This is a genomic window from Burkholderiales bacterium, assembly GCA_015075645.1.
Lineage (GTDB): Bacteria > Pseudomonadota > Gammaproteobacteria > Burkholderiales > Casimicrobiaceae > VBCG01.
Genome location: JABTUF010000007.1, coordinates 1 through 24,647, shown reverse-complemented (window position 1 = coordinate 24,647; position 24,647 = coordinate 1). Strand labels below are relative to the sequence as shown.

Annotated in this window: 23 protein-coding genes; 5 read left to right on the top strand and 18 right to left on the bottom strand. The window is 71.2% G+C overall.

Translation table 11 applies throughout. The annotated features are described in order from the left end of the window. Positions 1 to 104 precede the first annotated feature (104 nt). Entirely contained in the window at positions 105 to 1,895 is a 1,791-nt protein-coding gene (locus HS109_17815; GenBank protein MBE7524228.1) for an ATP-binding cassette domain-containing protein, read from the top strand. Here HS109_17815 and HS109_17810 read toward each other — a convergent pair. Genes HS109_17810 through msrB form a run of 3 tightly spaced genes read right to left on the bottom strand, consistent with a single transcriptional unit; the run spans position 1,856 to position 4,262 of the window. Next, positions 1,856 to 3,199, bottom strand: a complete 1,344-nt coding sequence (locus tag HS109_17810; protein MBE7524227.1) for a sensor histidine kinase N-terminal domain-containing protein — start codon at positions 3,197 to 3,199, stop codon at positions 1,856 to 1,858. The two genes, HS109_17815 and HS109_17810, sit on opposite strands and share 40 nt — an antisense overlap. Next, positions 3,196 to 3,864: a response regulator transcription factor gene (locus HS109_17805; protein ID MBE7524226.1), complete on the bottom strand. Its 669-nt coding sequence runs from the start codon at positions 3,862 to 3,864 to the stop codon at positions 3,196 to 3,198. Before HS109_17805 ends, HS109_17810 begins: the two co-directional genes overlap by 4 nt. Further along, the gene (gene msrB / locus HS109_17800) at positions 3,864 to 4,262 is read right to left on the bottom strand and encodes a peptide-methionine (R)-S-oxide reductase MsrB (GenBank protein ID MBE7524225.1); all 399 of its coding nucleotides are present in this window, start codon (positions 4,260 to 4,262) and stop codon (positions 3,864 to 3,866) included. The genes HS109_17805 and msrB overlap by 1 nt, the downstream gene beginning before the upstream one ends. Positions 4,263 to 4,391: 129 nt before the next feature. Here msrB and HS109_17795 point away from each other — a divergent pair, with 129 nt between their 5' ends. The 3 genes from HS109_17795 to HS109_17785 all read left to right on the top strand — a co-directional run bounded on the left by HS109_17795 (position 4,392) and on the right by HS109_17785 (position 7,097). Continuing rightward, positions 4,392 to 5,552: an MFS transporter gene (locus HS109_17795; protein ID MBE7524224.1), complete on the top strand. Its 1,161-nt coding sequence runs from the start codon at positions 4,392 to 4,394 to the stop codon at positions 5,550 to 5,552. 4 nt (positions 5,553 to 5,556) lie between these two features. Then, entirely contained in the window at positions 5,557 to 6,336 is a 780-nt protein-coding gene (locus tag HS109_17790; GenBank protein MBE7524223.1) for an SDR family oxidoreductase, read from the top strand. Between the two features lie 65 nt (positions 6,337 to 6,401). After that, on the top strand, positions 6,402 to 7,097 hold the full coding sequence (locus tag HS109_17785) for a glutathione S-transferase N-terminal domain-containing protein (protein MBE7524222.1): 696 nt from the start codon (positions 6,402 to 6,404) through the stop codon (positions 7,095 to 7,097). Positions 7,098 to 7,122: 25 nt separating this feature from the next. Here the strand turns inward: HS109_17785 and HS109_17780 are convergent, their stop codons facing one another. From HS109_17780 to HS109_17760, 5 genes are all read right to left on the bottom strand, one after another. Beyond that, positions 7,123 to 7,509 (bottom strand): GtrA family protein, encoded by a 387-nt coding sequence (locus HS109_17780; protein ID MBE7524221.1) that lies wholly within the window; start codon positions 7,507 to 7,509, stop codon positions 7,123 to 7,125. Beyond that, on the bottom strand, positions 7,506 to 8,270 hold the full coding sequence (locus HS109_17775) for a glycosyltransferase family 2 protein (GenBank protein MBE7524220.1): 765 nt from the start codon (positions 8,268 to 8,270) through the stop codon (positions 7,506 to 7,508). The genes HS109_17780 and HS109_17775 overlap by 4 nt, the downstream gene beginning before the upstream one ends. Positions 8,271 to 8,274: 4 nt before the next feature. Beyond that, positions 8,275 to 9,939: a glycosyltransferase family 39 protein gene (locus tag HS109_17770; GenBank protein MBE7524219.1), complete on the bottom strand. Its 1,665-nt coding sequence runs from the start codon at positions 9,937 to 9,939 to the stop codon at positions 8,275 to 8,277. 9 nt (positions 9,940 to 9,948) lie between these two features. After that, positions 9,949 to 10,920 (bottom strand): tRNA 2-thiocytidine(32) synthetase TtcA, encoded by a 972-nt coding sequence (gene ttcA, locus HS109_17765; protein ID MBE7524218.1) that lies wholly within the window; start codon positions 10,918 to 10,920, stop codon positions 9,949 to 9,951. A gap of 89 nt (positions 10,921 to 11,009) precedes the next feature. After that, complete coding sequence (locus HS109_17760; GenBank protein ID MBE7524217.1) at positions 11,010 to 11,288, bottom strand: TonB family protein; 279 nt, start codon at positions 11,286 to 11,288, stop codon at positions 11,010 to 11,012. Between the two features lie 1,174 nt (positions 11,289 to 12,462). On the opposite strand from HS109_17760, the gene HS109_17755 reads away from it, so the two are divergent. Continuing rightward, positions 12,463 to 13,104 carry a ParA family protein gene (locus HS109_17755; GenBank protein MBE7524216.1) on the top strand — a complete coding sequence of 214 codons (642 nt, stop codon included), beginning with the start codon at positions 12,463 to 12,465 and terminating at the stop codon, positions 13,102 to 13,104. Between the two features lie 98 nt (positions 13,105 to 13,202). On the opposite strand, the gene HS109_17750 is transcribed toward HS109_17755, so the two are convergent. The 10 genes from HS109_17750 to HS109_17705 form a co-directional block, all read right to left on the bottom strand. Continuing rightward, positions 13,203 to 13,637: a hypothetical protein gene (locus tag HS109_17750; GenBank protein MBE7524215.1), complete on the bottom strand. Its 435-nt coding sequence runs from the start codon at positions 13,635 to 13,637 to the stop codon at positions 13,203 to 13,205. A 4-nt stretch (positions 13,638 to 13,641) separates the two neighbouring features. After that, positions 13,642 to 14,856 (bottom strand): Bcr/CflA family efflux MFS transporter, encoded by a 1,215-nt coding sequence (locus HS109_17745; GenBank protein ID MBE7524214.1) that lies wholly within the window; start codon positions 14,854 to 14,856, stop codon positions 13,642 to 13,644. Continuing rightward, positions 14,853 to 15,992 (bottom strand): DMT family transporter, encoded by a 1,140-nt coding sequence (locus tag HS109_17740; GenBank protein ID MBE7524213.1) that lies wholly within the window; start codon positions 15,990 to 15,992, stop codon positions 14,853 to 14,855. The genes HS109_17745 and HS109_17740 overlap by 4 nt, the downstream gene beginning before the upstream one ends. Continuing rightward, positions 15,899 to 18,613 carry an aconitate hydratase AcnA gene (acnA, locus tag HS109_17735; GenBank protein ID MBE7524212.1) on the bottom strand — a complete coding sequence of 905 codons (2,715 nt, stop codon included), beginning with the start codon at positions 18,611 to 18,613 and terminating at the stop codon, positions 15,899 to 15,901. The genes HS109_17740 and acnA overlap by 94 nt, the downstream gene beginning before the upstream one ends. 28 nt (positions 18,614 to 18,641) lie before the next feature. Then, entirely contained in the window at positions 18,642 to 19,157 is a 516-nt protein-coding gene (locus HS109_17730; protein ID MBE7524211.1) for a DUF3617 family protein, read from the bottom strand. Beyond that, entirely contained in the window at positions 19,154 to 20,608 is a 1,455-nt protein-coding gene (locus tag HS109_17725) for a bifunctional 2-methylcitrate dehydratase/aconitate hydratase (GenBank protein ID MBE7524210.1), read from the bottom strand. Before HS109_17725 ends, HS109_17730 begins: the two co-directional genes overlap by 4 nt. Before the next feature lie 95 nt (positions 20,609 to 20,703). Beyond that, positions 20,704 to 21,060, bottom strand: a complete 357-nt coding sequence (locus HS109_17720) for an MliC family protein (protein ID MBE7524209.1) — start codon at positions 21,058 to 21,060, stop codon at positions 20,704 to 20,706. Beyond that, the gene (gene prpC, locus HS109_17715) at positions 21,057 to 22,208 is read right to left on the bottom strand and encodes a 2-methylcitrate synthase (GenBank protein MBE7524208.1); all 1,152 of its coding nucleotides are present in this window, start codon (positions 22,206 to 22,208) and stop codon (positions 21,057 to 21,059) included. The genes HS109_17720 and prpC overlap by 4 nt, the downstream gene beginning before the upstream one ends. 279 nt (positions 22,209 to 22,487) lie before the next feature. Further along, entirely contained in the window at positions 22,488 to 23,369 is an 882-nt protein-coding gene (gene prpB, locus HS109_17710) for a methylisocitrate lyase (GenBank protein MBE7524207.1), read from the bottom strand. Between the two features lie 22 nt (positions 23,370 to 23,391). After that, positions 23,392 to 24,378, bottom strand: a complete 987-nt coding sequence (locus tag HS109_17705; protein ID MBE7524206.1) for a malate dehydrogenase — start codon at positions 24,376 to 24,378, stop codon at positions 23,392 to 23,394. Positions 24,379 to 24,647: the final 269 nt, after the last annotated feature.

Below are 24,647 nucleotides of genomic sequence, written 5' to 3'. Positions count from 1 at the left end.
GGCGGCGTGCGGCGGCAGGGGGACTGCTATTCTACCGCGCCCGCCGGGGCGAGCGCCGCGCGCGACGCCGGACCGAGGGGACGGGCAGTTGGCGATCGCGATCCATGGCACGAGGCAACCGCATCCGCGTCGAGTCTCCGAAGCTGCCGCCCGCGACGGCGCTGCGCGTGTTCGCGCGGGTGTGGCGCGTCCTCACGCCCTATCGCGGGCGCGCCGCGATCGCGGCGATCGCGCTCCTGGTGGCCGCCGGCGGCACGCTAGCGCTCGGCCAGGGCGTGAAGTTCGTGATCGACCGCGGGATCCTCGCCGGGAATCCGGCGGAACTCGATCGAACGCTCGCCTGGACGCTCGCCGTCATCGTCGTGATCGCGCTCGCGACCTTTCTCCGGTTCTACAGCGTGACCTGGCTGGGCGAGCGGGTGACCTCCGACCTGCGGCGCGAGGTCTTCTCGCACCTCCTCACGCTGCCGCCGGGATGGTTCGAGATCTCACGGACCGGCGAAGTGATCGCGCGCGTCCTGAGCGACACGGCGAAGCTCGAATCGGTCGTCGGCTGGTCGGTGTCGATGGCGATCCGCAACCTGCTGTTCGTCCTCGGCGGACTCGTGATGCTCGCGCTCACCAGTCCCAAGCTCACGCTGTTCGTGCTCGTCGGCGTGCCGCTGACCGTGGCGCCGATCATCGTGTTCGGACGCCGCGTTCGCCGGTTCTCGCGGGTGAGCCAGGACCGGCTGGCCGAGGTCGGCGCCTACGTCGACGAGGCGTTCCACGAGATCCGGACGGTGCAGGCGTACGGGCACGAGGACGCGGACCGGCGGCAGTTCGGGCAACGGGTCGAGGACGCATTTCGCGCCGCGCGCGAGCAGATACGCCAGCGTGCCGTGCTGATCGCCTCGGTGATCCTGCTCGTGTTCGGCGCCATCGGCATCATCATGTGGGTCGGCGGGCACGACGTGCTCGCAGGGCGCATGACCGCGGGCGAACTCTCGGCGTTCGTGTTCTACGCGGTGATCGTGGCGAGTTCGGTGGGCTCGCTGAGCGAGGGGATCGGGGAGTTGCAGCGCGCGGCGGGCGCCACCGAGCGGTTGTTCGACCTCCTCACGGTGCGCCCTGACATCGCCGCGCCGGCGCACGCGGTATCGATGCCGGTTCCATCGCGCGGCGAAGTAGATCTACGCGATGTGACGTTCCACTATCCGTCGCGAGCCGACACTTCCGCGCTGGAGCGATTCTCGCTGTCCGTGCAGCGGGGCGAACGCGTGGCGCTGGTCGGGCCTTCGGGGGCGGGCAAGTCGACCGTGTTCCAGCTCCTGCTGCGCTTCTACGATCCGCAGGAAGGTGAGGTCCGGGTCGATGGTGTCGACCTGCGCGAGGCCGATCCGGCGGCGGTCCGGCAGCGGATCGCCGTGGTGCCGCAGGATGCCGTGATCTTCGCGACGAGCGTGCTCGAGAACGTGCGCTACGGCCGGCCCGAGGCGACCGACGCCGAGGTGCGGGCCGCGTGCGATGCGGCATACGCGTCCGAGTTCATCGAGCGCCTCCCGGATCGGTACGGCGCGTGGCTGGGTGAACGCGGCGTGCGCCTGTCCGGCGGGCAGCGGCAACGCATCGCGATCGCGCGCGCCGTGCTCGCCGACCGGCCGATCCTGCTGCTCGACGAGGCGACCAGCGCGCTGGACGCCGAGAGCGAGCGCATGGTGCAGCTCGCACTCGAACGCCTGATGGCGCAACGCACGACGCTCGTCATCGCGCATCGACTCGCGACCGTACGCCACGCCGACCGCATCGTCGTGATGGACCGGGGCCGCGCGATCGCCTCGGGCACGCACGACGCGCTGGTGCGCGACAATCCGCTCTACGCGCGGCTCGCCGAGCTGCAGTTCGCCGCCGCCTGACCGCGCGCATCGACGAACCCGACGACCACCTCGAGTCCGCGCCCCTGCGGACCTTCGCCGAGCGTGACCCGCGCGCCATGGCGCTCGGCGATGCGCTTGACGATCGCGAGGCCGAGACCGCTGCCCGGTGCATCGGTCCGCCCGCCGCGGGCGAAGCGCTCGAACATCGTCGCGCGCTCGCCTTCCGGGATGCCGGGCCCGTCGTCGCGGACCACCAGCGCGGGCGCGCCGTCACGGCGCTCGACCAGCACGTCGACGTGCCCGCCGGAGGGCACGTAGCGGATCGCGTTGTCGACGAGGTTCGAGGCGAGCGTGGCGAGCGCATGCGCGTCGCCGTCGACCTCGATCGCTTCCAGGTGCTCGGCGCCGAGGTCCACGTCCTTCGCGGCCGCGATGCCGGCCTGCTGCTCGACCACGCTCCGCGCGAGCGCCGCGAGGTCGACGCGCGCCAGGGGCGTGGTATCCGCCGCGTCGTCCTCGCGCGCGAGCGAGAGCAGCTGCTCGACCACCCGCGTCGCGCGGCGCAGGCCGCCCTTCATCGCGGCGAGCGCGGCGGCGCGCTCCGGTTCGCCGTGCGCGCGTTCGGCGAGTTCCGCCTGCAGGTGCACGGCGGCGAGCGGCGTGCGCAACTCGTGCGCGGCGTCGGCGACGAACGCCTTCTGCGCGTCGAGCGTCGCGTCGAGGCGCGCGAGCAGGCCGTTCAGCGCGGCGACGAGCGGCTCGACCTCGGAGGGCCAGGCGCCTTCGACCGGGCGCAGGCCGCGCGGGCTGCGCTCGCCGACCGCGGCCGCGAGGCGGTCGAGCGGCTTCATCGCCCGGGCGATCGCGAACCACAGCAACAGGCCGATCAGCGGCGCCGCCACGAGCCAGGGCAGGATCGTCGACCACGCGAGGCTCGCGGCGAGCTGGTCGCGCAGCGCGAGCGGCTGGGCGACCTGGACGAGTTCGCCGCCCGCGAGCACGCTGTACACGCGCCACGGCCCGCCCTGCGCGTGCACGGTGGAGAACCCCGGCGCGCGGCGGTCCGGCACCTCGCGCGTGCCCTGCGAGCGGAACACCTGCACGCCGTCGCGGTTCCACACCTGCACGACGAGCGGCGCGTCGACGCCGCCGACCGACGGCCCGCCCGGCGCGACGGACAATGGCATGCCGGTGACCGACGCGGCGAGCTGGGTGAGCTGGACGTCGAAGAGCGCGCTCGCCTCGTCGCGCGCGCGCAGGTACGTGGCGACCGTTGCGACGACGAGCGCGAGCGCGAGCCCGCCGGCGAGCGGGACGAGGAGGGCGCTACGGATCGACCTCACGGACGTCTCTTCGCCGCGATCATCCAGCCCAGTCCGCGCACGTTGCGGATCAGGCCTTCGGGCAGCTTGCGGCGCAGACCCGAGAGGTGCACCTCGACCGCGTTGCTCTCGACCGCGTCCTTCCAGCCGTAGAGGCGTTCCTCGAGCTGCGCGCGCGACAGGATCGCGCCGGGGCGGGCGGAGAGCGTTTCCAGCAGCGCGTACTCGCGCGCGGACAACGCGACCGGCTCGCCGTGGACGCGCACCTCGCGCGTCGACGGATCGATCGACACCTCGCCGAGTTCGATCGTCGGCGCGGCGCGCCCCGACGCACGGCGCGCGACCGCGCGGAGCCGCGCCGCGAGCTCGGCCAGCTCGAACGGTTTCGCGAGGTAGTCGTCGGCACCCGCGTCGAGCCCGGCCACGCGGTCGGACAGCGCGTCGCGTGCGGTGAGGACGAGCACCGGACGCTGGTCGCCGCGCCGGCGCATCGCGGAGAGCACGTGGAGGCCGTCCTTGCGCGGGAGGCCCAGGTCGAGCAGCACCGCCTCGTGGACGTTCTCGGCGAGCGCGAGTTCGGCCGCCGCGCCGTCGCGCACCCAGTCGACGGCGAACCCCTCCTGCGCGAGCCCCTGGCGGACGCCCGCGCCGATCATCGGGTCGTCCTCGGCGAAGAGCAGGCGCATCAGTCCTTCGGCTCGAACGCGAGCGCCGCCGAGTTCATGCAGTAGCGCGTGCCCGCCGGTTGCGGGCCGTCGTCGAACACGTGACCCAGGTGCGCGTCGCACGCGGCGCACAGCACTTCGGTGCGGCGCATGCCGAGCGTCAGGTCGGGCACGGTGCGCACGCTCGAGTCACGCTCGGGCGCGGTGAACGACGGCCAGCCGCAGCCCGAGTCGAACTTGGCGTCCGACGAGAAGAGCTTCGCGCCGCAGCACACGCACGCGTACTCGCCGTTCGCGTGCTGATTCCAGTACGCGCCGGTGAACGCGCGCTCGGTGCCCTTCTCGCGGGTGATCCGGTACTGCTCGGGGGAGAGCAGCGCCCGCCACTCGGCGTCGGTCTTCTTCGCAGATTCGCTCATCGTCGTCTCCGTGACCGGTCGGCGGGCTCGCGCCTCCGGGATGCGCTATAGTGGCGTTCTTTCGCCGCAACCTTACACCCGAACGCCTTGGAGTCCCGCAACGCCGTTTCGTTCCGACGCGATGCGAAGGTGATCGGTCTCGTCGGCAGTGCGCACGCGCTGTCGCACTACTTCCAGCTCGTGCTGCCGCCGCTTTTCCCGCTCTTGCGCGACGAGTTCGGCGTGTCGTGGTCGCTCCTCGGCATGATCGTGGGCACCTTCTACGTCGCCTCGGGCGTCTCGCAGTTCCTCTCCGGGTTCGCGGTCGACCGCTTCGGCGCGCGCCCGGTGATGTTCGCGGGCCTCGCGCTCCTGGCCGGCGGCACCGTGCTCGCAGGCTTCGCTCCCGGCATCGGGTGGCTGTTCGTGTTCGCCGCGCTGATGGGCGTCGGCAACGGGGTGTTCCATCCGGTCGACTTCGCGATCCTCAACGCCAACGTCGCGACGAAGCGGCTCGGCCACGCCTACTCGGTCCACGGGATCGGCGGTTCGCTCGGCTACGCCGCCTCGCCGATCGTGACCTTCGCGCTCGCGAGCGCGATCGGCTGGCGCCCGACGCTCGTCGCGACCGGGATCGCGGGCCTCGTCGCGCTCGGCGTACTCGCGACGCAGCGCGCCGAACTCTCGAGCCGCGTCGCCCACGGCGTCTCGATGTCGCACGCGGGCGCGGCGAGCCTGTTCCGCCAGCCCGCGATCCTCGCGTGCTTCGCCTACTTCGCGCTCGTGACGGCGAGCGCCACCGGCCTGCAGACGTTCTCGCCGGCGGTCCTGAACGTCGCGTTCGACGTTCCGCTCGCCCTCGCGACCTCGGCGGTGACCGCGTTCCTGCTCGGCGGCGCGGCGGGCATCGTCGCCGGCGGCTTCCTCGCGGTGCGCACGACGCGCCACGATCGCGTCGCGGCCGTCGGGCTCGCGCTCGGCGCGGCGCTGCTGCTGACCACGGTGGTCGCTCCGCCGACCTTCGCGACGGTGCTCCCGCTCTTCGCGGCGATCGGGATCGTGACCGGCGCGACCGGCCCGTCGCGCGACATGATCGTGCGCAACGCGACGCCCGAAGGCGCGACCGGCCGGGTCTACGGCTTCGTCTACTCGGCGCTCGACGTCGGCGCGACGATCGGGCCGATCTGGTTCGGCTTCATGCTCGACCACGCGCTGGGCCAGACGGTGTTCGCCGGCGCCGCCGCGTGCTTCGTGGTCGCGATCGCGACCGTGCTGCAGGTGCGGCGCGCCGGCGCGGTGCGGGCGGCATAGCGGCGTGGACCTGGGCATCGCCGGCAGGCGCGCGCTGGTGTGCGCGGCGAGCAGGGGGCTCGGACGGGGCTGCGCCGAAGCGCTCGCCCGCGAGGGCGTCGAGGTCACGATCTGCGCGCGCACCGAAGCCGACGTGAAGCGCGCCGCCGACGAGATCGGCGCCGCCACCGGAGGGCGCGTGGGCTTCGTCGCCTGTGACATCACCACGCCCGCGGGCCGTGCCGCCGCGCTAGCCGCGTGTCCGTCGCCGGACATCCTGGTCAACAACGCGGGCGGCCCGCCGCCCGGCGACTTCCGGAGTTTCGACCGCGACGCGTGGATCCGCGCGATCGACGCCAACATGCTCTCGCCGATCGAACTCATCCGCGCGACGATCGACGGCATGATCGCACGGCGCTTCGGCCGGATCGTCAACATCACCTCGTCCGCGGTGAAGGCGCCGATCGACATCCTCGGCCTGTCGAACGGCGCGCGCAGCGGGCTCACCGGATTCGTGGCCGGGCTCGCGCGCAAGGTCGTGCGCGACGGCGTGACGATCAACAACCTGCTGCCGGGGCAGTTCGACACCGACCGGCTGCGCGTCACCTACGAGGGCCGGGCGAAGGCCTCGGGCCGGCCGATCGACGAGGTGATGGCGGCCGGCGCCGCCGCGGTGCCGGCCGGACGCTTCGGCACCGCCGCGGAGTTCGGATCGGTGTGCGCGTTCCTGTGCAGCGTGCACGCGGGCTACCTCGCCGGCCAGAACGTGCTGGTCGACGGCGGCAACTATCCCGGGACGTTCTGACCGGCCGCGGCGCGCGTGTCATGCACGCGCCCGATGTTCAACCTGCGACGCATGGAAGACCCGACATGATCGACCTCTACTACTGGACCACGCCCAACGGCCACAAGATCACGATCTTCCTCGAGGAGACCGGACTGCCTTACCGTCTCGTCCCGGTCGACATCTCGAAGGGCGAGCAGTTCGACCCGGCGTTCCTCGAGGTCTCGCCCAACAACCGGATCCCGGCGATCGTCGACCACGCGCCTCCCGACGGCGGCGGCCCGCTGTCGCTGATGGAATCGGGCGCGATCCTGCTCTACCTCGCCGGCAAGACCGGCCGCTACTATCCCGCCGACCTGCGCGGGCGCTGCGAGGTGTCGCAGTGGCTGTTCTGGCAGATGGCGGGACTCGGTCCGATGGCCGGCCAGAACCACCACTTCGTGCAGTACGCGCCGGAGCAGATCCCCTACGCGATCGACCGCTACGTGAAGGAGACCGGGCGGCTGTACGCGGTGCTGAACAAGCGCCTCGCCGACCGCGCGTTCATCGCGCACGACTACTCGATCGCCGACATGGCCTGCTATCCGTGGGTGCTGCCCGAGCGACAGCGCCAGGACATCGAGGACTTCCCGCACCTCAAACGCTGGAAGGCCGAGATCGGCGAGCGCCCCGCGGTCAGGCGCGCCTACGCGATCGCGAAGGAGATCAACACGACACCCGCGATTGCCGACGAGAAGGCGCGCGCGGTGCTGTTCGGGCAGGACCGCACCACGGTGAAGTGACGCGGACCGGGCGCGCGCCCGGTCGTCAGCGAAACACCCAGAGACGGTACGCGGCGTAATTCGCGAAGGTCATCACGACGGTCGCCGCCACCTGCGCCGGCCAGGTCGGGATGCCGAGCGCGAGGCCGGCCCAGAGCAGGGCCGCGTTCGCCAGCGCCTGCACGGCGAGTGCGACCGCGAAGCGCACTCCTGCGTGCGCGACCGGCAGCGTCGGGTCGAACACGTGCCGGTAGGCGAGCGTGAAGCGGACGATGGCGCCGGCGACGAATCCGACCGTCGAGGCCGGCACGGGAGCGAGCCCGAGGGCGATCATGGCCGCCATCGTTCCGTAGTGCGCGGCGACAGCGGCGAATCCCGTGACGACATGCAGCACGAACCGCCGGGCTTCGGCGAGGAGCGCGGGCGGGTTCACCGAACGGTGCGCCGGGCGGCGACGTTGCGGAACCGCGCGGGCACGTGGAAGCCGGTGCGCGCGAGCGCGCCCTGCAGCGAGACGCCGAGCACGCCGACTCCGTAGCGCACCGAGCGCGCGAAGCCGATCGAACTCGCGTCCGCGAAATAGCGCGTCGGCACGGAAATCTCGCCGACGCGGTGGCCGCCGACGATGGCCTGCGCGAGGAGTTCGTTGTCGAACACGAAGTCGTCCGAGTTCTCCGCCCAGGGCAGCGCCTCGAGCAGCGCGCGCGAGTAGGCGCGATAGCCGCTGTGGTACTCGGACATCTTCGCGCCGAGCAGCAGGTTCTGCGCGAGGGTGAGCGCGCGGTTCGCCGCGTACTTCCACCACGGCATGCCGCCCGCCAGCGCGCCGCCTCCGAGGATGCGCGAGCCCAGGACGAATTCGTAGACGCCCGAGGTCACCATCCCGGCCATCGCGGTGACGAGACGCGGATCGTACTGGTAGTCCGGGTGCACCATGACGACGACGTCGGCGCCGCGCTCGAGCGCCTCCCGGTAGCAGGTCTTCTGGTTGGCGCCGTAGCCGCGGTTCATCGGGTGCAGCAGCACGGTGAGCCCGAGCGAGCGCGCGATCGCGACCGTGTCGTCGTCGCTCGCGTCGTCGACGAGCACGATGTCGTCGACGACGTCCTTCGGCAGGTCGCGCATGGTCGCCTCGAGCGTGCGCCCGGCCCGGAACGCGGGCATCACGACCACGATGCGCCTTCCGTCGAGCATCGCCTCAGGCGCCCCGGACCCGGAAGACGACGAGGGTCCCGTCCTCGTAGACGGGTGCGCCGAACCGCGCGCGCAACGCGCCTTCGCAGTGCGCGGTGTCGTCGCCGACGCGCAGGTGGCGGTTTCCCTCCCGAGGCAGCCAGGGCTTCTGCCAGGCGACGTAGTCGATCGGGAACGACGCGAGCGCCCGCTCGTCCGAGAGGCGCACCGCGTTCGCGAAGGCGAGCCCGGGCAGGTCGGGCAGTTCGCCGTAGCGGCGGTCGACGCACAGGCCGGTGACCCACCCGGGCACCACGCGCTGGTGGGACACGCGCTCCCAGAGCGCGCCACCCCAGTCGTAGCTCTCGAACGCGAACGGCGCCGCGGCGACGACGATCGAGCCGCGCGGCCGGGACGCGAGCGACGCCCAGAACGGCGACATCGGGATCGCGCGCTCAGCGGCGAGCGCGGTGTTGTGGCGCTCGCGGAAATCGTAGAGGGAACTGATGCCCAGGCGGTGGGTCGAGGGATGCACGCTCCATTCGGGCAACGGGCCGGTGGCGGCGGCGGCGCCGGCGAAGAGCGAGGCGGTGAACGCGGCGCCGACCGCACCCGCGTGCCTCCAGCGCCATCGGACGACGAGGCGGCGCCCGATCGCCACGGCTCCGGCGGCCATCGAGAGCGCGAGGAGCGGCGCAAAGGCCAACAGGTAGCGTGCGAACACCATCGGCGTCTCGGCCCACTCGGGCCGCGCGAGGGCGATCGCGGCCGCGGTGACGAGGAGGCCGAGCGTTCCGGTGCGGGCTTCGGGAAGCGCGCGCCACACCGCGGGCGCGCCGATGGCGCCGAGCGCGAACGCGGCGAGCGCGACCGGCGTCGATCCGGTGCCGACCCACAGGTGGAACGCGCCGCGCAGCGTGTTCGGGCCGAGCGCCTCGAAGCCGCTCTTGCCGGTGATCGCCTGCGCCTGTGCGGCGAGCGGCGGACCGAGCGCGACGGCGATCAGGATCGCCGTCGGCAGCGCGATCGCGACGAGCGCGCGCCATCGCTCGCGGCGCCGATCGGCGCTCCGCGCGGTCGCCCAGGCCGCCCACGCGAGCGGCGCGAGCACGAACGGAGCGATCACCATGTGCATCCAGGTCGTGAAGGCCGCGGCGATCGCGTAGAAGACGCCGGCGCCGCGGTGGCCATCCCAATAGCGCGCGAATGCGCGGTGCGCGGCCCAGCCGAGCAGCAGGGTGATGGCGTAGGGCCGCGCGGTCTGGCTGAACGCGACGAGGAGCGGCGAAATCGCGAGGAAGAGGGCGAAGGCGAGCGCCGCGTCACGGCCGACGCGGGGCGCGACCGCGAGCGGGAAGCAGACGAGCGTCGCGAGTCCGCACAGCATCATCGGGGCGCGCATCGCGGTTTCCGACAGGCCGATCGTGTGCAACAGCACCCAGTCGTAGAGCCCGAGCGGAATGCCGTAGTCGGCCTGGCCCAGTTCGACGACGAGCGCGGCCGGACCGTGGCGCAGCACCTGGTGCACCGCGTGCCACTCGTCGTCGAGCAGCACCTGCGCGGTGAACTGGTCGAGGCGCAGCAACGCGCCCAGCGCGACGATCGCGACGAAGAGCGCGAGCGACGCGCCCCGGAAGCTTCCGGGAGCCGCGGAGAGCGACGTCGCCCCGCGTGTCGACTCCGTGAGCATCCGGTGCCGTCAGCTTCGGGGTGCGGGCGCGAGCGGGATGACGCCTTCGACCTGCCGGGCGGCGGCCGCCTCGACCGCCGCTTCGAGCGCCGGGTCGACGTCGAAGCCGATGTCGCCGTCCTCCACCGGCGCTCCGGTGGCGCGAAGCGAGGCGAAGTCGAACAGGCGGCGGTCCATCAAGTGCGACGGCACCGCCCGCGCGAGCGCGTTGAAGATCGATTCGATGCGGCCGGGCTCCTTCTTCTCCCAGTCGCGCAGCATCGCCGCGATCTGCTTGCGCTGCAGGTGCTCCTGCGAGCCGCACAGCTCGCAGGGAATGATCGGGAACGCCTGGAGGCGCGCGTACTGCGCGAGGTCGCGCTCGCGGACGTAGGCCAATGGCCGGACCACGACGTGCTTCCCGTCGTCGGAGACGAGCTTCGGCGGCATCGTCTTCAGCTTGGCGCCGAAGAAGAGATTGAGGAAGAACGTGGCGAGCAGGTCGTCGCGATGGTGTCCGAGCGCGATCTTCGTCGCGCCGAGCTCCGACGCGACGCGGTAGAGGACGCCCCGGCGCAGCCGCGAGCACAGCGAGCACATCGTCCCGCCCTCGGGAATCACGCGCTTGACGACGCTGTAGGTGTCCTGCTCGGCGATGCGGAACGGAATCCCGCGCGATTCGAGGTAGCGCGGCAGCACGTCGGCGGGGAAGCCCGGCTGCTTCTGGTCGAGGTTGACCGCGATCACCTCGAAGCGCACCGGCGCGCGATGCTTCAGCATCCACAGCACGTCGAGGAGCCCGTGGCTGTCCTTGCCGCCGGACAGGCAGACCATCACGCGGTCGCCGTCCTCGATCATCGCGTAGTCGGAGATCGCCTCGCCGGCGAGGCGACACAGGCGCTTGCGGAGCTTGTTCGCCTCGAACGCGGCGCGACGTGAATCGCGCGCGGGACCCGTCGGCGCGTCCGCAGGAGAAGGAGGGGCGGCGGGGATGGCGTCCACGGACGCGATTCTACCGTGCGGGTCCCGGCCGTCCTTCGGGCCGAGGGCGCGCCAGCCTCGAGGCTCGGCACGCGCGACGTGTCGCCGCGTCAGTCGCGCTGGAACGCGACCTCGACGACGGTGGTGCGCGAGGCTTCGCCGGGAGGATAGGTCCAGCGGCCGAGTGCGCTGCGGACGGCGCGGTCGAACACGCGGCGCGGTTGCGCTTCGAGGATCTCGACGTCGGTCACCTTGCCGGATGCATCGATCGAGAGCCGCGCGCGCACCGTGCCCCGATCGATCCCCTGCGCGAGCGCGTCGCGCGGAAACATCGGCGCCTCGCGCGTGACCGGTTCGAGTCTCCCGCTCGCAGCCTTTGCCGGAAGCATCGACGGAGCCGCACTGGCGATCGGCGCCGGCGCCGGCGGGGGTGCCGTGAGGGAACCGGTTCGCGTGACGGGCGCGGCCGCGGGGGGAGCGGCCGGGATCGCGGATTCGGACCGCGCTGGAACCGGGGCTTGCGGCGATGCGGGCAACGTCGCCGGCGGAGGGGAGCTTGCCGGATCGGTCGCCGGCACCGGCGCCGGCAATGGCGACGGCATTGCCGGAGGCAGCGAGGGTGTGGCGCGGGCGGCGGGCGCCGGATCCGGGGCAGCGACGATCCGCGGGCCGGAGACCGGGTTCTCCACACGGGTCGTTGCAAGCAACGGGGCCGGCTTCTCCGGGGCGTGCGCCTCCGACGCCATGCCGGGCGGTGCGGGCCGCGGAGGGCTGGTCGCCCGAATCGCCGGCGGCGGTTCGGCAGCAGGGGACGGCGCCAACGCCGTGCTGGTTCCGGCGACGATGCTCGGGCGGTCCTGGACGCTGACGCCGGCGTCGACCGTCCGTGGTGCGACCGGGGCAGGGACGGGAGGGGCTGGCTTCGGAGCCGGCGGGGGCGTGGGCAGCGCAGGAGAGACGGCCTCGCGGGTCGGGAGGGAGAACCACCACGCGACCATGCCGGCGATGCACAGCGTCAGGAACCCCAGCAGGATCGCTCTGCCGAGTCGCACGCGCCTGCCCAGGATCACGCGCGATTCGGGCGCGGGGCCGGACGTCGTGGCCCCGAGACCTGGCTGGGCAGGAACCCAGGGTCGTGATGGCTCCTGGCCGGTCGGGGCGGGCAACGGCATCGTCGCGGGTGCAACCTTCGACGGAGCCTTGACCGGCTTCGAGGGACCGTGCAGCGCGACCAAGCCGTGCTCCGACAGGCGGCCGAGGTCCTTTTCCAGCCGGTCGGGCAGGACGCCGGGGCGGGTCATCAGTTCCTCGAGCGGCGCCGGACGCTCGAGCAGCGACAGCAGGCGACGCTGGGCGATCGCGAGTCCGTGGCGGGGCGCCGCCAGTTCGGCGTCGCCGGCGGCGGTGCGTGCGCAGAGCGTGGACGGGTCGAGGGGCATGGCTCGCGGGGGGCACGTTCGGGAGTATCGAGCAATCGACGTGCCACGCGCGTTCGGCGATTCGGCTAACATCGGCCGGCAGCTCCCGGGAGTGGCGCGACGCGCTTGCGACAGGAGAGGGGACGTGCAGACGATCGTCATCGCGAATCCGAAGGGCGGCAGCGGCAAGACGACGCTCGCCACCAACGTCGCGGGCTGGCTCGCGGGCAAGCGCCAGCGGGTGGCACTCGACGACCGCGATCCGCAACAGTCGGCGAGCGGCTGGCTCGCGCGGCGCCCCGCGCTGTTCCCGCCGATCGCGCCGCTCGACCCCGACATGCGGCGCAAGGACGCGAAGGCGCTCGACCTGCAGTGGCGCGTCGTCGACACGCCGGCGGGCCTCCACGGCGACGATCTGCGCGATGCCGCGCGCGACGCCGACCTGATGCTCGTGCCGCTCGCGCCTTCCGCCTACGACATGGTCGCGGCCGAACGCTTCCTCGCGACGGTCGCCGAATCGAAGGCGGTGCGCGCGCGAGCGCTGCCGGTCGGCATCGTGGCGATGCGCGTCGATCCGCGCACGCACAGCGCGGCCGAACTCGACGACTTCCTCGCCGGTTTCGACTTTCCGGTGGTGGCGCACCTGCGCCAGACGCAGGTCTACGTCTGGTGCGCGCGCGACGGCGCGTCGGTGTTCGACCTGCCGCGTTCGCGCGCGGAGCAGGACTGGGAGCAATGGAAACCGCTCACGCGCTGGATCGCGAAGCACGCCGCGGTGCGCGGTTGAGTCGCCCGGCCCGCCGCCGCGGGCGCGCGATGGACCGCTGAAACGAGAACGGCCGGCGCGCGTCGCCGCGGCCGGCCGTCGTCGCAACGAACGACGCGTTACTTCTTCGCGGCGTCCTTCGCGGCCTGCACCGCGGCGTCCGCCGCAGCCTTCGCGTCGGTCGCCGCCTGCGTCGTCGCCTGGGCGGCGTTGCCCGCCGCGGTCGTCGCCGCATCCGCGGCCTTCGAGGCTTCGGCCTTCGCCTTTTCGGCCGCTTCCTGGGTTGCCTTGGCGGCGGCATCCGCCGTGGCCTTCGCGGCGGCTGCGGTGGCTTCCGCCGCCTTCGCAGCTTCCGCCTTGGCCTTCTCGGCGGCCTGCTGCGAACTCTCGCCGCACGCGGCCACCGACGCCGCCATCGCCAGCGCGGTCAGCGTGGCCATCGTACGAAGTTTCATGTCCTGCTCCTTGGATGTGTTCGTGGGGTCTGCCGCGGCGCGTGGGCGCAAGGGCCGGCAGGCCTCCATTATACGCCATGGGATGGTGCGGCGCAGCATGAACTCAGGTTTCCCCCGGGTGGCGCATCACGCCGAACCGCGCGCTGGCGAGGGTCGCGCCTGCGGCGCAGGCGAGCGTCGCCATCAACGGAATCGGCGTGCCGTCATACGACGCGCCGATCCAGGTGCCGACGGCGACGGCGACGGCCATCACCAGCGCACCGAACAATCCGGCGGCCGCACCCGCACGCTCGGCGAACGACGCGGTCGCACCCGATTGCGCGCAGGGGAACACGATGCCGTGTCCGAAGAAGTAGCCGACCGCGGGCACGAGCACCGCTGCGACATGGTGGACGCCGGCGAGCGAGAGCGCCGCGCCGGTCGCGCCCGACGCGGCCGCGATCGACGCGCCGATGAGGATGGTCCGTGGCGGGCCGTTTCGTGTCAGCAGACGTCGGCACGCGATCGTGCCGCCGAGGTAGCCGGCGACGGCGACCGCGAAGCACGCGCCGAACCATCCGGGAGGCACGCCGAGTCCGCGGATCAGCACGAACGACGAGCCGGAGATGAACGCGAAGAGCCCTCCGTAGCTCGCCGCACCCGCCGCCGTGTGGGCGAGGAACACCGGCGATCGCGCGATCGCGACGTAGCCCGCGATCACCCGGCGCGGGACGAGCGCGTGGAGGTCCGGGCGTTCGAGCGTCTCGGGCAACACGCGCGCCGTGATCGCCAGCAGCGTTGCGCCGACCGCGGCGATGAAGACGAAGGCGCCGCGGAATCCGAACGCGACCTCGAGCAGGCTGCCGATGATCGGGCCCGCCATCGCGAAGATCGCGAGGAGCGACGACGCGTGCGCCAGAACGCGCGCGCCGGCGGCGGGCGCGAACGCGTCGCGCACGATCGCGCGTCCGACCACGACGACGGCGCAGCAGCCCACCGCCTGAGCGAAGCGCGCCACGATCAGCACCGTCATGCCTGGACTCAGCGCGCAGGCGAGGCTCGCCGCGACGAAGAGGGCCAGTGCGCCGACGAGGAGCGGCCGGCGGCCGTAGCGGTCGGTCATCGGACCGGCGACGAGTTGCATCGCGCCGAACCCGCCCATGAACAGCGACAGCGTGAGCTGCACGGTCGAGGCGGGCGCGTCGAAGCGCGCCGCGAGGCCGGGCAGCGAGGCGAGGTAGAGATCGGTCGAGATCGGCTGCAGCGTCAGGTACAGGCCGACGAGGACGGTGATCCCGGCCTCGGTGAGCCTTGCGCCGCCGCGCGCCGCGACGCTCAACGCTGCCGCCCCGAATGACTCGCGCGCACGCGCTCCTGCCACGCGAGCGCGACGCCGGAGGCGACGATCACCGCCATGCCGGTGAACGACCAGCCGTCGGGGAACTGGTCGAACACCAGGAAGCCGTAGAGAGTCGCCCAGACGATCTGCAGGTAGCCGAACGGCGCGAGCAGCGACGCCGGCGCCCGCAGGAACGCTCGCGTCAGCAGCGCGTGACCGGAGCCCGCGAAGACGCCGAGCAGCGCGAACAGTCCGGCGCTCGTCCACGACCACGCGGTCGGGATCGCCACGAACGGGAGGAGCGGAGTGAGCGCGATCGTCCCGACGAGCGCGCTGTAGAAGAGTGTCGTGTACGGGCTGTCGCCGGGAAGCCTGCGCGTCAGCATCGCGTAGAACGCGTTGCAGGTCGCCGACACGAACAGCAGCAGTGCCGCCGGATGCAGAACCGCCGAACCTGGGCGCAGCAGCAGGAGCACGCCGGCGAAACCGACGAGCGCCGCCGCGACGCGCGCCCGTCCGGGACGTTCGCCCAGGATCCAGGGCGACAGGAACACGACGACGACCGGCGCGAGCGACGAGATCGCCGAGCCTTCGGCGAGCGGCAGGTAGCGCAGCGCGCCGAAGAACGACAGCGTCGCGGCGAGCAGCATCGCCGAGCGCAGGAGTTGCATCCGCAGGTTGCGCGTACGCCAGAAACCGGGTCCCACGCGGTGGCGCGCGTAGGGCGTCACTGCCGCCATCTGCCCGGCGTAGCGGGCCCAGACGACGACGAGGAGCGCGTGATCGCGCACCAGGAACTTGGCGATCGTGTCGAGCGTGGTGAAGCAGAGTCCCGCGCCGAGGAAGAGCGGCAGCGCCCGGCGGAGCGGGTGGTCGACGGCGGTCAGGGGCGAGGTCCTCGCGGCGAGGGCGCGGGCCTCGTCGCCACGTTGGAAGTAAGGGTTGGAGTCCGGGAACGCCGCGAGGCACCGCGCCGGCCGCGTGCGCGAACGCGGCCGGCGCGGTGGCGCGGGCGCGGGCCGGGGCGCGGCCCGCCGGGCGGTCAGGCCGCCTGCGCCATCAGCTCCCGCAGCACGAACGGCAGGATGCCGCCGTGCAGGAAGTAGTCGACCTCGATCGGCGTGTCGATCCGGCACAGGAGCTTCACTTCGTTCGTCGTGCCGTCGGCGCGGTGGATCACGAGCGTCACGTCCTGCTGCGGACGGAGGTTCGCGAGTCCGGTGATGTCGAAGGTCTCGGCGCCGGTGATGCGAAGCGAGGCCGCGTCCTCGCCGGCCTTGAACTGCAGCGGCAGCACGCCCATCCCCACGAGATTGCTGCGGTGGATGCGCTCGAAGCTCTTCGCGACGACCGCCTTGACGCCGAGGAGCTGCGTGCCCTTCGCCGCCCAGTCGCGCGAACTGCCGGTGCCGTACTCCTCGCCGCCGAACACGATCGTCGGCGTGCCCGCCGCGACGTACTTCATCGCCGCGTCGTAGATCGGCATCTTGGCGCCGCCCGGCTGGTAGAGCGTGACGCCGCCTTCCTCGCGCGTCCCGTCGGCCTTCGGCGGCAGCATCAGGTTCTTGATGCGGACGTTGGCGAAGGTGCCGCGCATCATCACTTCGTGGTTGCCGCGCCGCGCGCCGTAGCTGTTGAAGTCGGGCACCGAGACGTCGTGCTCCTGCAGGTACAGGCCCGCCGGCGAGGTCGCCTTGATCGAGCCGGCCGGCGAGATGTGGTCGGTCGTCACCGAGTCGCCGAAGATGCCGAGCGCGCGGGCGCCGCGGATCGCGTCGGCGCCGCGCGCGGGCGGCTTCACGGCGAAGCCGTCGAAGAACGGCGGCTTCGCGATGTAGGTCGAGCCCGGCCAGTCGTAGACCTGACCTTTCGCGCCCGACACCTCCTTCCACAGCGGATTCGCATTGCCGAGATCGCCGTAGAGCCGGCGGAACGCCTCCGGATCGCGCGCCCAGGGCATCACGGCCGCGATATCGTGCGACGACGGCCAGACGTCCTTGAGCATCACCGGCTTGCCGTCGCTGCCTGCTCCGAGCGGCTCGTGCGCGAGGTCCTTCAGGACCGTGCCGGCGATCGCATAGGCGACGACGAGCGGCGGGGAGGCGAGGAAGTTCGCCTTGAGGTTCGGGTGGATGCGCGCCTCGAAGTTGCGGTTGCCGGAGAGCACCGCCGCGCAGACGAGATCGTTCGCGACGATCGCCTCGTTGAACGAGGGGCGAAGGTCGCCGGCGTTGCCGATGCAGGTCGTGCAGCCGTAGGCCGCGACGTCGAAGCCGAGCTTCGCGAGGTAGGGAAGGAGCCCGGCCTTGGTCAGGTACTCGGTGACCACGCGCGAACCCGGCGCGAGCGAGGTCTTGATGTGCGGCTTCACCGTGAGCCCCTTCTCGACCGCCTTCTTCGCGAGGAGCCCGGCGGCGAGCAGCACGCCCGGATTCGAGGTGTTGGTGCACGAGGTGATCGCGGCGATCAGCACGTCGCCGTGGCCGAGGTCGACGCCGTCGCTCGTCTTCACGCGCCGCGCGAGCTCGTCGGGCTTCTTCGCGAAGCCGTTCTCCGCGACCGGCTTCGAGAACAGCGACGCGAAGGTCGACTTGAGCGCCGGCATCTCGATGCGGTCCTGCGGGCGCTTCGGGCCCGCGAGCGAGGGCTTGATCGACGCGAGGTCGAGCGTGACCACCTTGGAGTAGTCGATCTCGCCGGCCTTCGGGATGCCCCACAGGCCCTGCGCCTTGAAGTACGACTCGAAGCGGTCGATCTCGGCGTCGGTGCGGCCGGTGGCGCGCAGGTAGTCGACCGTCGCAGCGTCGACCGGGAAGAAGCCCATCGTGGCGCCGTACTCGGGCGCCATGTTGCCGAGCGTCGCGCGGTCGGGCACCGAGAGCGACGCGGTGCCCTCGCCGAAGAACTCGACGAACTTGCCGACCACCTTCTCCTTGCGCAGCAGCTCGGTGACGGTCAGCACGAGGTCGGTGGCGGTGATGCCCTCGCCGAGGCGGCCCTTCAACTCGACGCCGACGACGTCCGGCGTCAGGAAGTAGACCGGCTGGCCCAGCATGCCGGCCTCGGCCTCGATCCCGCCGACGCCCCAGGCGACGACGCCGATGCCGTTGATCATCGTGGTGTGGCTGTCGGTGCCGACCAGCGTGTCCGGGTAGGTGACGCCGTCCTTCACGTGCACGCCGCGCGCGAGGTACTCGAGGTTGACCTGGTGGACGATGCCGATGCCCGGGGGCACGACCTTGAAGGTGTCGAACGCCTGCATCCCCCACTTCATGAACTGGTAGCGCTCGGCGTTGCGCTTGAATTCCAGCTTCATGTTGAGATCGAGGGCGTCCTTGCTGCCGTAGTAGTCGACCATGACCGAGTGGTCGACGACGAGGTCGACCGGCACCAGCGGCTCGATCGTCTTCGGATCGCGCCCGAGGTCGTGCGCGACGTTGCGCATCGCGGCGAGGTCGGCGAGCAGCGGCACGCCGGTGAAGTCCTGCAGCACCACGCGGGCGACGACGAACGGGATCTCGTCGACACGCTCGGCCGACGGCTTCCAGTTCGCGAGCCGGCGCACGTGCTCCTCGGTCACCTTCCTGCCGTCGCAGTTCCGGAGCACGCTCTCGAGCACGAGCCGGATCGACACCGGCAGGCGGGAGATCTTCGCGACGCCGGCGGCTTCGAGGGCCGGCAGCGAATAGAGCGTGCCGCTGCCGCCGGCGGCGAGCGGAAAGGTCTTGCGGGCGCGGAACGGGTCGGGCTTCGACATGGTCGGTCTTCCGGGAGTCGCGGCCGCGCTACTTCTTCGGCGCCGGCGCGAGGTTGTGGAGGTTGATCGTCTGGCCGCCCGGCGTCGTGATGTCGCCGGGCTTCTGTCCGGGCTTGCAGGGGCCCACGTGGCGCGCCTCGACCTTCGTCGTGGCCTCCCGGATGCCCATGAACGGCGGGTCGTAGGTCGACGAGCCCTCGATCGTGTAGGCGCTGTCGCCGGCGAGCGTCATCGTGGAGCGCGCCACCATGCGCGAATCGCCGAGCTTGCAGACGGCTTCGCTGACATAGCGGTTCCCGCTGTGCTTGACGTCGAACTTGCTGCACATGTCGTCCATCATGCCCTGCGAGAATCGGTACATCGTGCGCGCGGTCGCGTCGTCGATGCACATCGTCGTGCGCATCGGCGGGTCGTCCTTCTTCTGGGTCGAGGCGCGCGAACTCACCTCCCAGAGGCCGGGCCTGAGCTTCGGGTAGTCCTGCGCGGCGGCCGACGCGGAGGCGACGAGCGCGAGGGCGACGAGCGCGGTCAGCTTGAGCGTCACGGGCGAACCATCAGGTCGACGTACTCGTGGACCGGCATCGCCTCGAGCTTCTGCTGGTCGAGGCTCGCGTCGAGGATCGCGGCGATCTGCTTCGCCGGGAACACGCGGGCGAGGTTCAGCTTGAACTTCTCGACGAGGAGCGGAATGCCGTCCTTGCGCCGGCGCTTGTGGCCGATCGGATACTCGACGACGACCTCGCGGAGCTTCGTGCCGTCCTTCAGTTCGACGGTGAGCGCGTTGGCGATCGAGCGCTTGTCCGGGTCGTGGTAGTCCTTCGTGAAGCGCGGATCCTCGACGCAGACGATCTTCGCGCGCAGCGCGTCGATGCGCGGATCGGCGGCGACGCGGTCCTCGTAGTCGGCGGCGGTCAGCCGGCCGAAGATGAGCGGCACCGCGACCATGTACTGGATGCAGTGGTCGCGGTCGGCCGGGTTGTCGAGCGGGCCCTTCTTGTCGATGATCCGGATGCACGCCTCGTGCGTGCGGATCGTGACCTTCTTCACGTCGTCGGCCGACTTGCCGAGCAGCGCGAGTTCCGCGTGGAGCGTCATCGCCGCCTCGACCGCGGTCTGCGAGTGGAACTCGGCCGGGTAGCTGATCTTGAACAGCACGTTCTCCATCACGTAGCTCGCGTAGGGCCGCTGGAACCGGAACGGCTGCCCCCTGAACGAGACGTCGTAGAAGCCCCAGGTCTTCGCGGTCAGCACCGACGGATAGCCCATCTCGCCGGTCTTCGCGACGAGCGCGAGCCGCACCGCGCGCGAGGTCGCGTCGCCCGCGGCCCAGCTCTTGCGCGATCCGGTGTTGGGCGCGTGCCGGTAGGTGCGCAGCGCCTGGCCGTCTACGAACGCGAGCGACACCGCGTTGATGATCTCGTCGCGCGTGAGCCCCATCATCGCGGCGACCACCGCGGTCGAGGCGACCTTCACCAGCACGACGTGGTCGAGGCCGACCTTGTTGAACGAGTTCTCGAGCGCGATGCAACCCTGGATCTCGTGCGCCCGGATCATCGCGGTCAGCACGTCGCGCATCGTGAGCGGCTTCCGGCCGGCGGCCACCGCGTTGCGCGACAGCCAGTCGGCGGTCATCAGGATGCCGCCCAGGTTGTCGGACGGGTGGCCCCACTCGGCCGCGAGCCACGTGTCGTTGAAGTCGAGCCAGCGGACCATCGCGCCCAGGTTGAACGCCGCCTGCACCGGGTCCAACTGGTGCGGCGTGCCGGGAACCTTCGCGCCGTTCGGGACCACGGTGCCCGGCACGATCGGGCCGAGGAGCTTGGTGCAGGCCGGGTACTCGAGCGCCTCGAAACCGCAGCCGAGCGTGTCGATCAGGCAGTACCGGGCGGTCTCGTAGGCGAGGTCGCTCCTGATCTTCTTCTTCGTGACGTAGTCGACGATGTCGACCAGCACCTGGTCGGGCTTCGGGCGGACGTTGCTGATGGTGGCGGACATGCGCGGCGGGAGTCAGGAGTCAGAAGACAGAGGACAGAGGACAGAGGACAGAGGACAGAGGACAGAGGACAGAGGACAGAGGACAGAAGGCGGGATCAGCCTTCGCGGCAGTGGGTGAGCAGTACCGCGCGATCGGAGAGGCGCGACATCGCGCCTTCGCGGCCCTTGATCCGCCATTCGAGGTCGGCGTCGCGGCTGACGTAGCGGGCGCCCGATCCGGACGCGGCCTGCGACATCAGGACGGTCGAGCCGTTCCACGACACGCGCGCGGGCGGCTCGTGCGCCGCCGCGAACGGCGCCGGGTAGCCGACGGCCAGCCAGTCGCCGCCGTCGCACTGGTAGAGCACGACGAAGGCGCTCGCGTGCGGATTGGCGTTCAACGCCAGCGCGGGGAGGGGCGCTGCGGCGGCGCAGGCGGCGAGGACGAGGGCGAACGGTCGCAGCGGGCTCATGGACGTTCTCCAATCGGGACGAAGGGCCGGTCGTCCGGGCCGGTGTAGTTCGCGGACGGGCGGATGATCTTGCCGTCGTTGCGCTGCTCGATCACGTGCGCCGACCATCCGGTCGTGCGCGCCATCACGAAGAGCGGCGTGAACATGGCGGTCGGCACGCCCATCATGTGGTAGCTCACGGCCGAGTACCAGTCGAGGTTCGGGAACATGCGCTTCGCGTCCCACATCACCGTTTCCAGGCGATCGGCGATGCGGAAGAGCTTGGTGTTGCGCGACGCCTCCGAGAGCCGGCGCGCGACTTCCTTGATGACCTTGTTGCGCGGATCGGCGATCGTGTAGACCGGGTGGCCGAAGCCGATGATGACCTGCTTCGCCTCGACGCGCCGCCGCACGTCGGCCTCCGCCTCGTCGGGAGTGACGTAGCGGTTCTGCACGTCGAACGCGACCTCGTTCGCGCCGCCGTGCTTCGGGCCGCGCAGCGCGCCGATCGCGCCGGTGATGCACGAATAGAGGTCCGAGCCGGTCCCGGCGATGACGCGTGCCGCGAAGGTCGAGGCGTTGAACTCGTGCTCGGCGTACAGATTGAGCGAGGTGTGCATCGCCTTCACCCACGACTCGGGCGGCTTCGTGCCGTGCAAAAGGTGCAGGAAATGGCCGCCTACCGAGTCGTCGTCGGTCTCGACCTCGACGCGCCGCCCGTTGTGCGACCAGTGGTACCAGTAGAGCAGCATCGAGCCGAACGAGGCGACCAGCCGGTCGGCGATGTCGCGGGCGCCCGGATCGTGGTGGTCGTCCTTCTCCGGCAGCGTGCAGCCTAGCGCCGAGCAGCCGGTCCTCATCACGTCCATCGGATGCGCGCCGGCGGGCAGGGCCTCGAGCACCGCGCGCACCGGCGTCGGCAGTCCGCGCAGCGACCGGAGCTTGCGCTTGTAGCTCTCCAGTTCCGCCCGGTTGGGGAGGTTGCCGTGGATGAGGAGCCAGGCGATCTCCTCGAACTCGCTCGTGTCGGCGATGTCGAGGATGTCGTAGCCGCGGTACGAGAGGTCGTTGCCCGCGCGCCCGACCGTGCAGAGCGCGGTGTTGCCGGCCGGCACGCCGGAGAGCGCGACCGATTTCTTGGGTTTCGGAGTGACGGCGACTTCGCTCATGGGGATCGTGGGTCGAGGTTCAGCCCGACGGGTTGTCGTTCCATCGGGCAGGGTGTCGGCCTGAAGGCCGACCTACGAAGGGCGCGCGTCGGGCTGAAGGCCGACCTACGAAGGGCGCGCGTCGGCCTGAAGGCCGACCCACCGAGGGCGCGCGTCGGGCTGAAGCCCGACCCACCGAGGGCGCGCGTCGGCCTGAAGGCCGACCCACGACCGCTCGCCGTAGGTCGGGCTTCAGCCCGACGGAACGGGGCCCGCGCGCCGGGTCGCAACGGCAAGCGCTCATCGCCCCGCCTTCGCCGCGAACAGCGCGTCGAGCTTGTGCTCGTAGTCGTGGTAGCCGAGGTATTCGTAGAGCTCCGCGCGTGTCTGCATCGTGTCGACGACGGCGCGCTGCGTGCCGTCGGCGCGCAGGTGGCGGTAGACGTCGAGCGCGGCCTTGTTCATCGCGCGGAAGGCCGACAGCGGGTAGAGCGCGATCGCGACGCCCGCGCCCGCGAGTTCCTCGACGGTGAAGAGCGGCGTCGCGCCGAACTCGGTGATGTTGGCGAGCACCGGCACCTTCACCGCGTCGACGAACCGGCGGTACATCGCGAGTTCGGTCATCGCCTCGGGGAAGATCATGTCGGCGCCGGCCTCGACGCAGGCGCAGGCGCGGTCGATCGCCGCTTCGAGGCCCTCGACCGCGAGCGCGTCGGTGCGCGCCATGATGCCGAACGACGGGTCGGTGCGGGCGTCGACCGCCGCCTTCACGCGATCGGCCATCTCCTCCTTCGCGACGATCGCCTTGCCGGGCCGGTGGCCGCAGCGCTTCGCCCCGACCTGGTCCTCGATGTGCATCGCCGCGGCGCCGGCCTTCTCGAGCGAGCGGACGGTGCGCGCGATGTTGAACGCGGAGGCTCCGAAGCCGGTGTCGACGTCGACGAGGAGCGGGAGCGCGCAGACGTCGGTGATGCGGCGAACGTCGACCAGCACGTCGTCGAGGTTCGAGATGCCGAGGTCGGGCATCCCGAGCGATCCGGCCGCCACCCCGCCGCCGGACAGGTAGAGCGCGCGAAAGCCGCTCTTCTGCGCGAGGATCGCGTGGTACGCGCAGATCGCGCCGGGCACCTGCAACGGCGCCTCGTCGCGCATCGCCTCTTTCCATCGGCGCCCGGGGCTCATGCCGCGACCTGTCCGTCCACCGTCAGCCGAGGAGCGAGGCCACGCCCGCGCGCTCCTCCTCCAGTTCCTTCAGCGTCAGGTTCATGCGTTCGCGCGAGAACTCGTCGATCGGGAGGTCGCCGACGAGGGTGTACGCGCCGTTCGCCGTCGTGACCGGGAAGCCGTAGATCACGTCCTTCGGGATGCCGTAGCTGCCGTCCGAGGGGATGCCCATCGTCACCCACTTGCCGTGCGACCCGAGCACCCAGTCGCGCACGTGGTCGATCGCCGCGTTGGCGGCGCTCGCCGCGGAGGACAGGCCGCGGGCATCGATGATCGCCGCGCCGCGCTTCTGCACCGTGGGGATGAAGTCCTTCTCCAGCCAGGCCTGGTCCTTGATCAGGTCCCAGACTTTCCTGCCCTCGCACTCGGCCTGAAACAGGTCCGGGTACTGGGTGGCGGAGTGGTTGCCCCAGATGGTGACCCTGGTAATGCCGCCCACCGGGCGCTTGACCCTGGCGGCGGCCTGGGAGATGGCGCGGTTGTGATCCAGACGCATCATCGCGGTGAAATTGGCGGGCGCGAGTCCGGGCGCCATCTTCATCGCGATGTACGCATTGGTGTTCGCCGGATTGCCCACCACCAGCACCTTGACCCCGCGACTGGCCGATGCGTCCAGTGCACGCCCCTGTCCGACGAAGATCTTGGCGTTCTCCATCAGGAGGTCCTTGCGTTCCATGCCTGGGCCGCGGGGCCGCGCGCCGACCAGAAGGGCGATGTCGGCGTCCCTGAATGCCACCTTGGCATCGTCGGTGGCGACCATGCCTGCCAGCAGCGGAAAGGCGCAGTCGTCCAGTTCCATCATCACGCCTGTCAGGGCCTTCTGCGCCTTCTCGTTTGGGATCTCCAGGAGCTGGAGGATCACCGGCTGGTCGGCGCCGAGCATCTCTCCGGCGGCGATCCGGAACAGGAGGCTGTAGCCGATCTGGCCGGCGGCGCCGGTGACTGCTACGCGGACAGGTGCTTTCATCGTATGGGCTCCGCAGTTCGACGGATGACTGGAACGGCCGTACCGGCCGCGGCGCGGGCAAGGCGGCCAGCACCAAAAAACGGCGCATCATAGCCACGCGGCCGGGAGCGTGTCAAACCGGTCTTATGTCTTATATAAGATATCTTAACTGGACGCGACGCACGCATTGTGCTAAAAATCGCCGGCCTCATGAAAACAGCCGCACTCCCACGCCAGCAGCCGCCGGGCAAATCGCCCGCATTCCAGCCGCTGTACCGGCAGATCAAGGC

What these genes read in the sequence shown, in the direction of transcription:
- HS109_17815 (MBE7524228.1), top strand. Translation starts at nt 105, where the DNA reads ATGGCACGAGGCAACCGCATCCGCGTCGAGTCTCCGAAGCTGCCGCCC.
- HS109_17805 (MBE7524226.1), bottom strand. Translation starts at nt 3,864, where the DNA reads ATGCGCCTGCTCTTCGCCGAGGACGACCCGATGATCGGCGCGGGCGTC.
- msrB (MBE7524225.1), bottom strand. Translation starts at nt 4,262, where the DNA reads ATGAGCGAATCTGCGAAGAAGACCGACGCCGAGTGGCGGGCGCTGCTC.
- HS109_17785 (MBE7524222.1), top strand. Translation starts at nt 6,402, where the DNA reads ATGATCGACCTCTACTACTGGACCACGCCCAACGGCCACAAGATCACG.
- HS109_17775 (MBE7524220.1), bottom strand. Translation starts at nt 8,270, where the DNA reads ATGCTCGACGGAAGGCGCATCGTGGTCGTGATGCCCGCGTTCCGGGCC.
- HS109_17770 (MBE7524219.1), bottom strand. Translation starts at nt 9,939, where the DNA reads ATGCTCACGGAGTCGACACGCGGGGCGACGTCGCTCTCCGCGGCTCCC.
- HS109_17760 (MBE7524217.1), bottom strand. Translation starts at nt 11,288, where the DNA reads ATGCTTCCGGCAAAGGCTGCGAGCGGGAGACTCGAACCGGTCACGCGC.
- HS109_17750 (MBE7524215.1), bottom strand. Translation starts at nt 13,637, where the DNA reads ATGCTGCGCCGCACCATCCCATGGCGTATAATGGAGGCCTGCCGGCCC.
- acnA (MBE7524212.1), bottom strand. Translation starts at nt 18,613, where the DNA reads ATGTCGAAGCCCGACCCGTTCCGCGCCCGCAAGACCTTTCCGCTCGCC.
- HS109_17725 (MBE7524210.1), bottom strand. Translation starts at nt 20,608, where the DNA reads ATGTCCGCCACCATCAGCAACGTCCGCCCGAAGCCCGACCAGGTGCTG.
- HS109_17720 (MBE7524209.1), bottom strand. Translation starts at nt 21,060, where the DNA reads ATGAGCCCGCTGCGACCGTTCGCCCTCGTCCTCGCCGCCTGCGCCGCC.
- prpC (MBE7524208.1), bottom strand. Translation starts at nt 22,208, where the DNA reads ATGAGCGAAGTCGCCGTCACTCCGAAACCCAAGAAATCGGTCGCGCTC.
- prpB (MBE7524207.1), bottom strand. Translation starts at nt 23,369, where the DNA reads ATGAGCCCCGGGCGCCGATGGAAAGAGGCGATGCGCGACGAGGCGCCG.
- HS109_17705 (MBE7524206.1), bottom strand. Translation starts at nt 24,378, where the DNA reads ATGAAAGCACCTGTCCGCGTAGCAGTCACCGGCGCCGCCGGCCAGATC.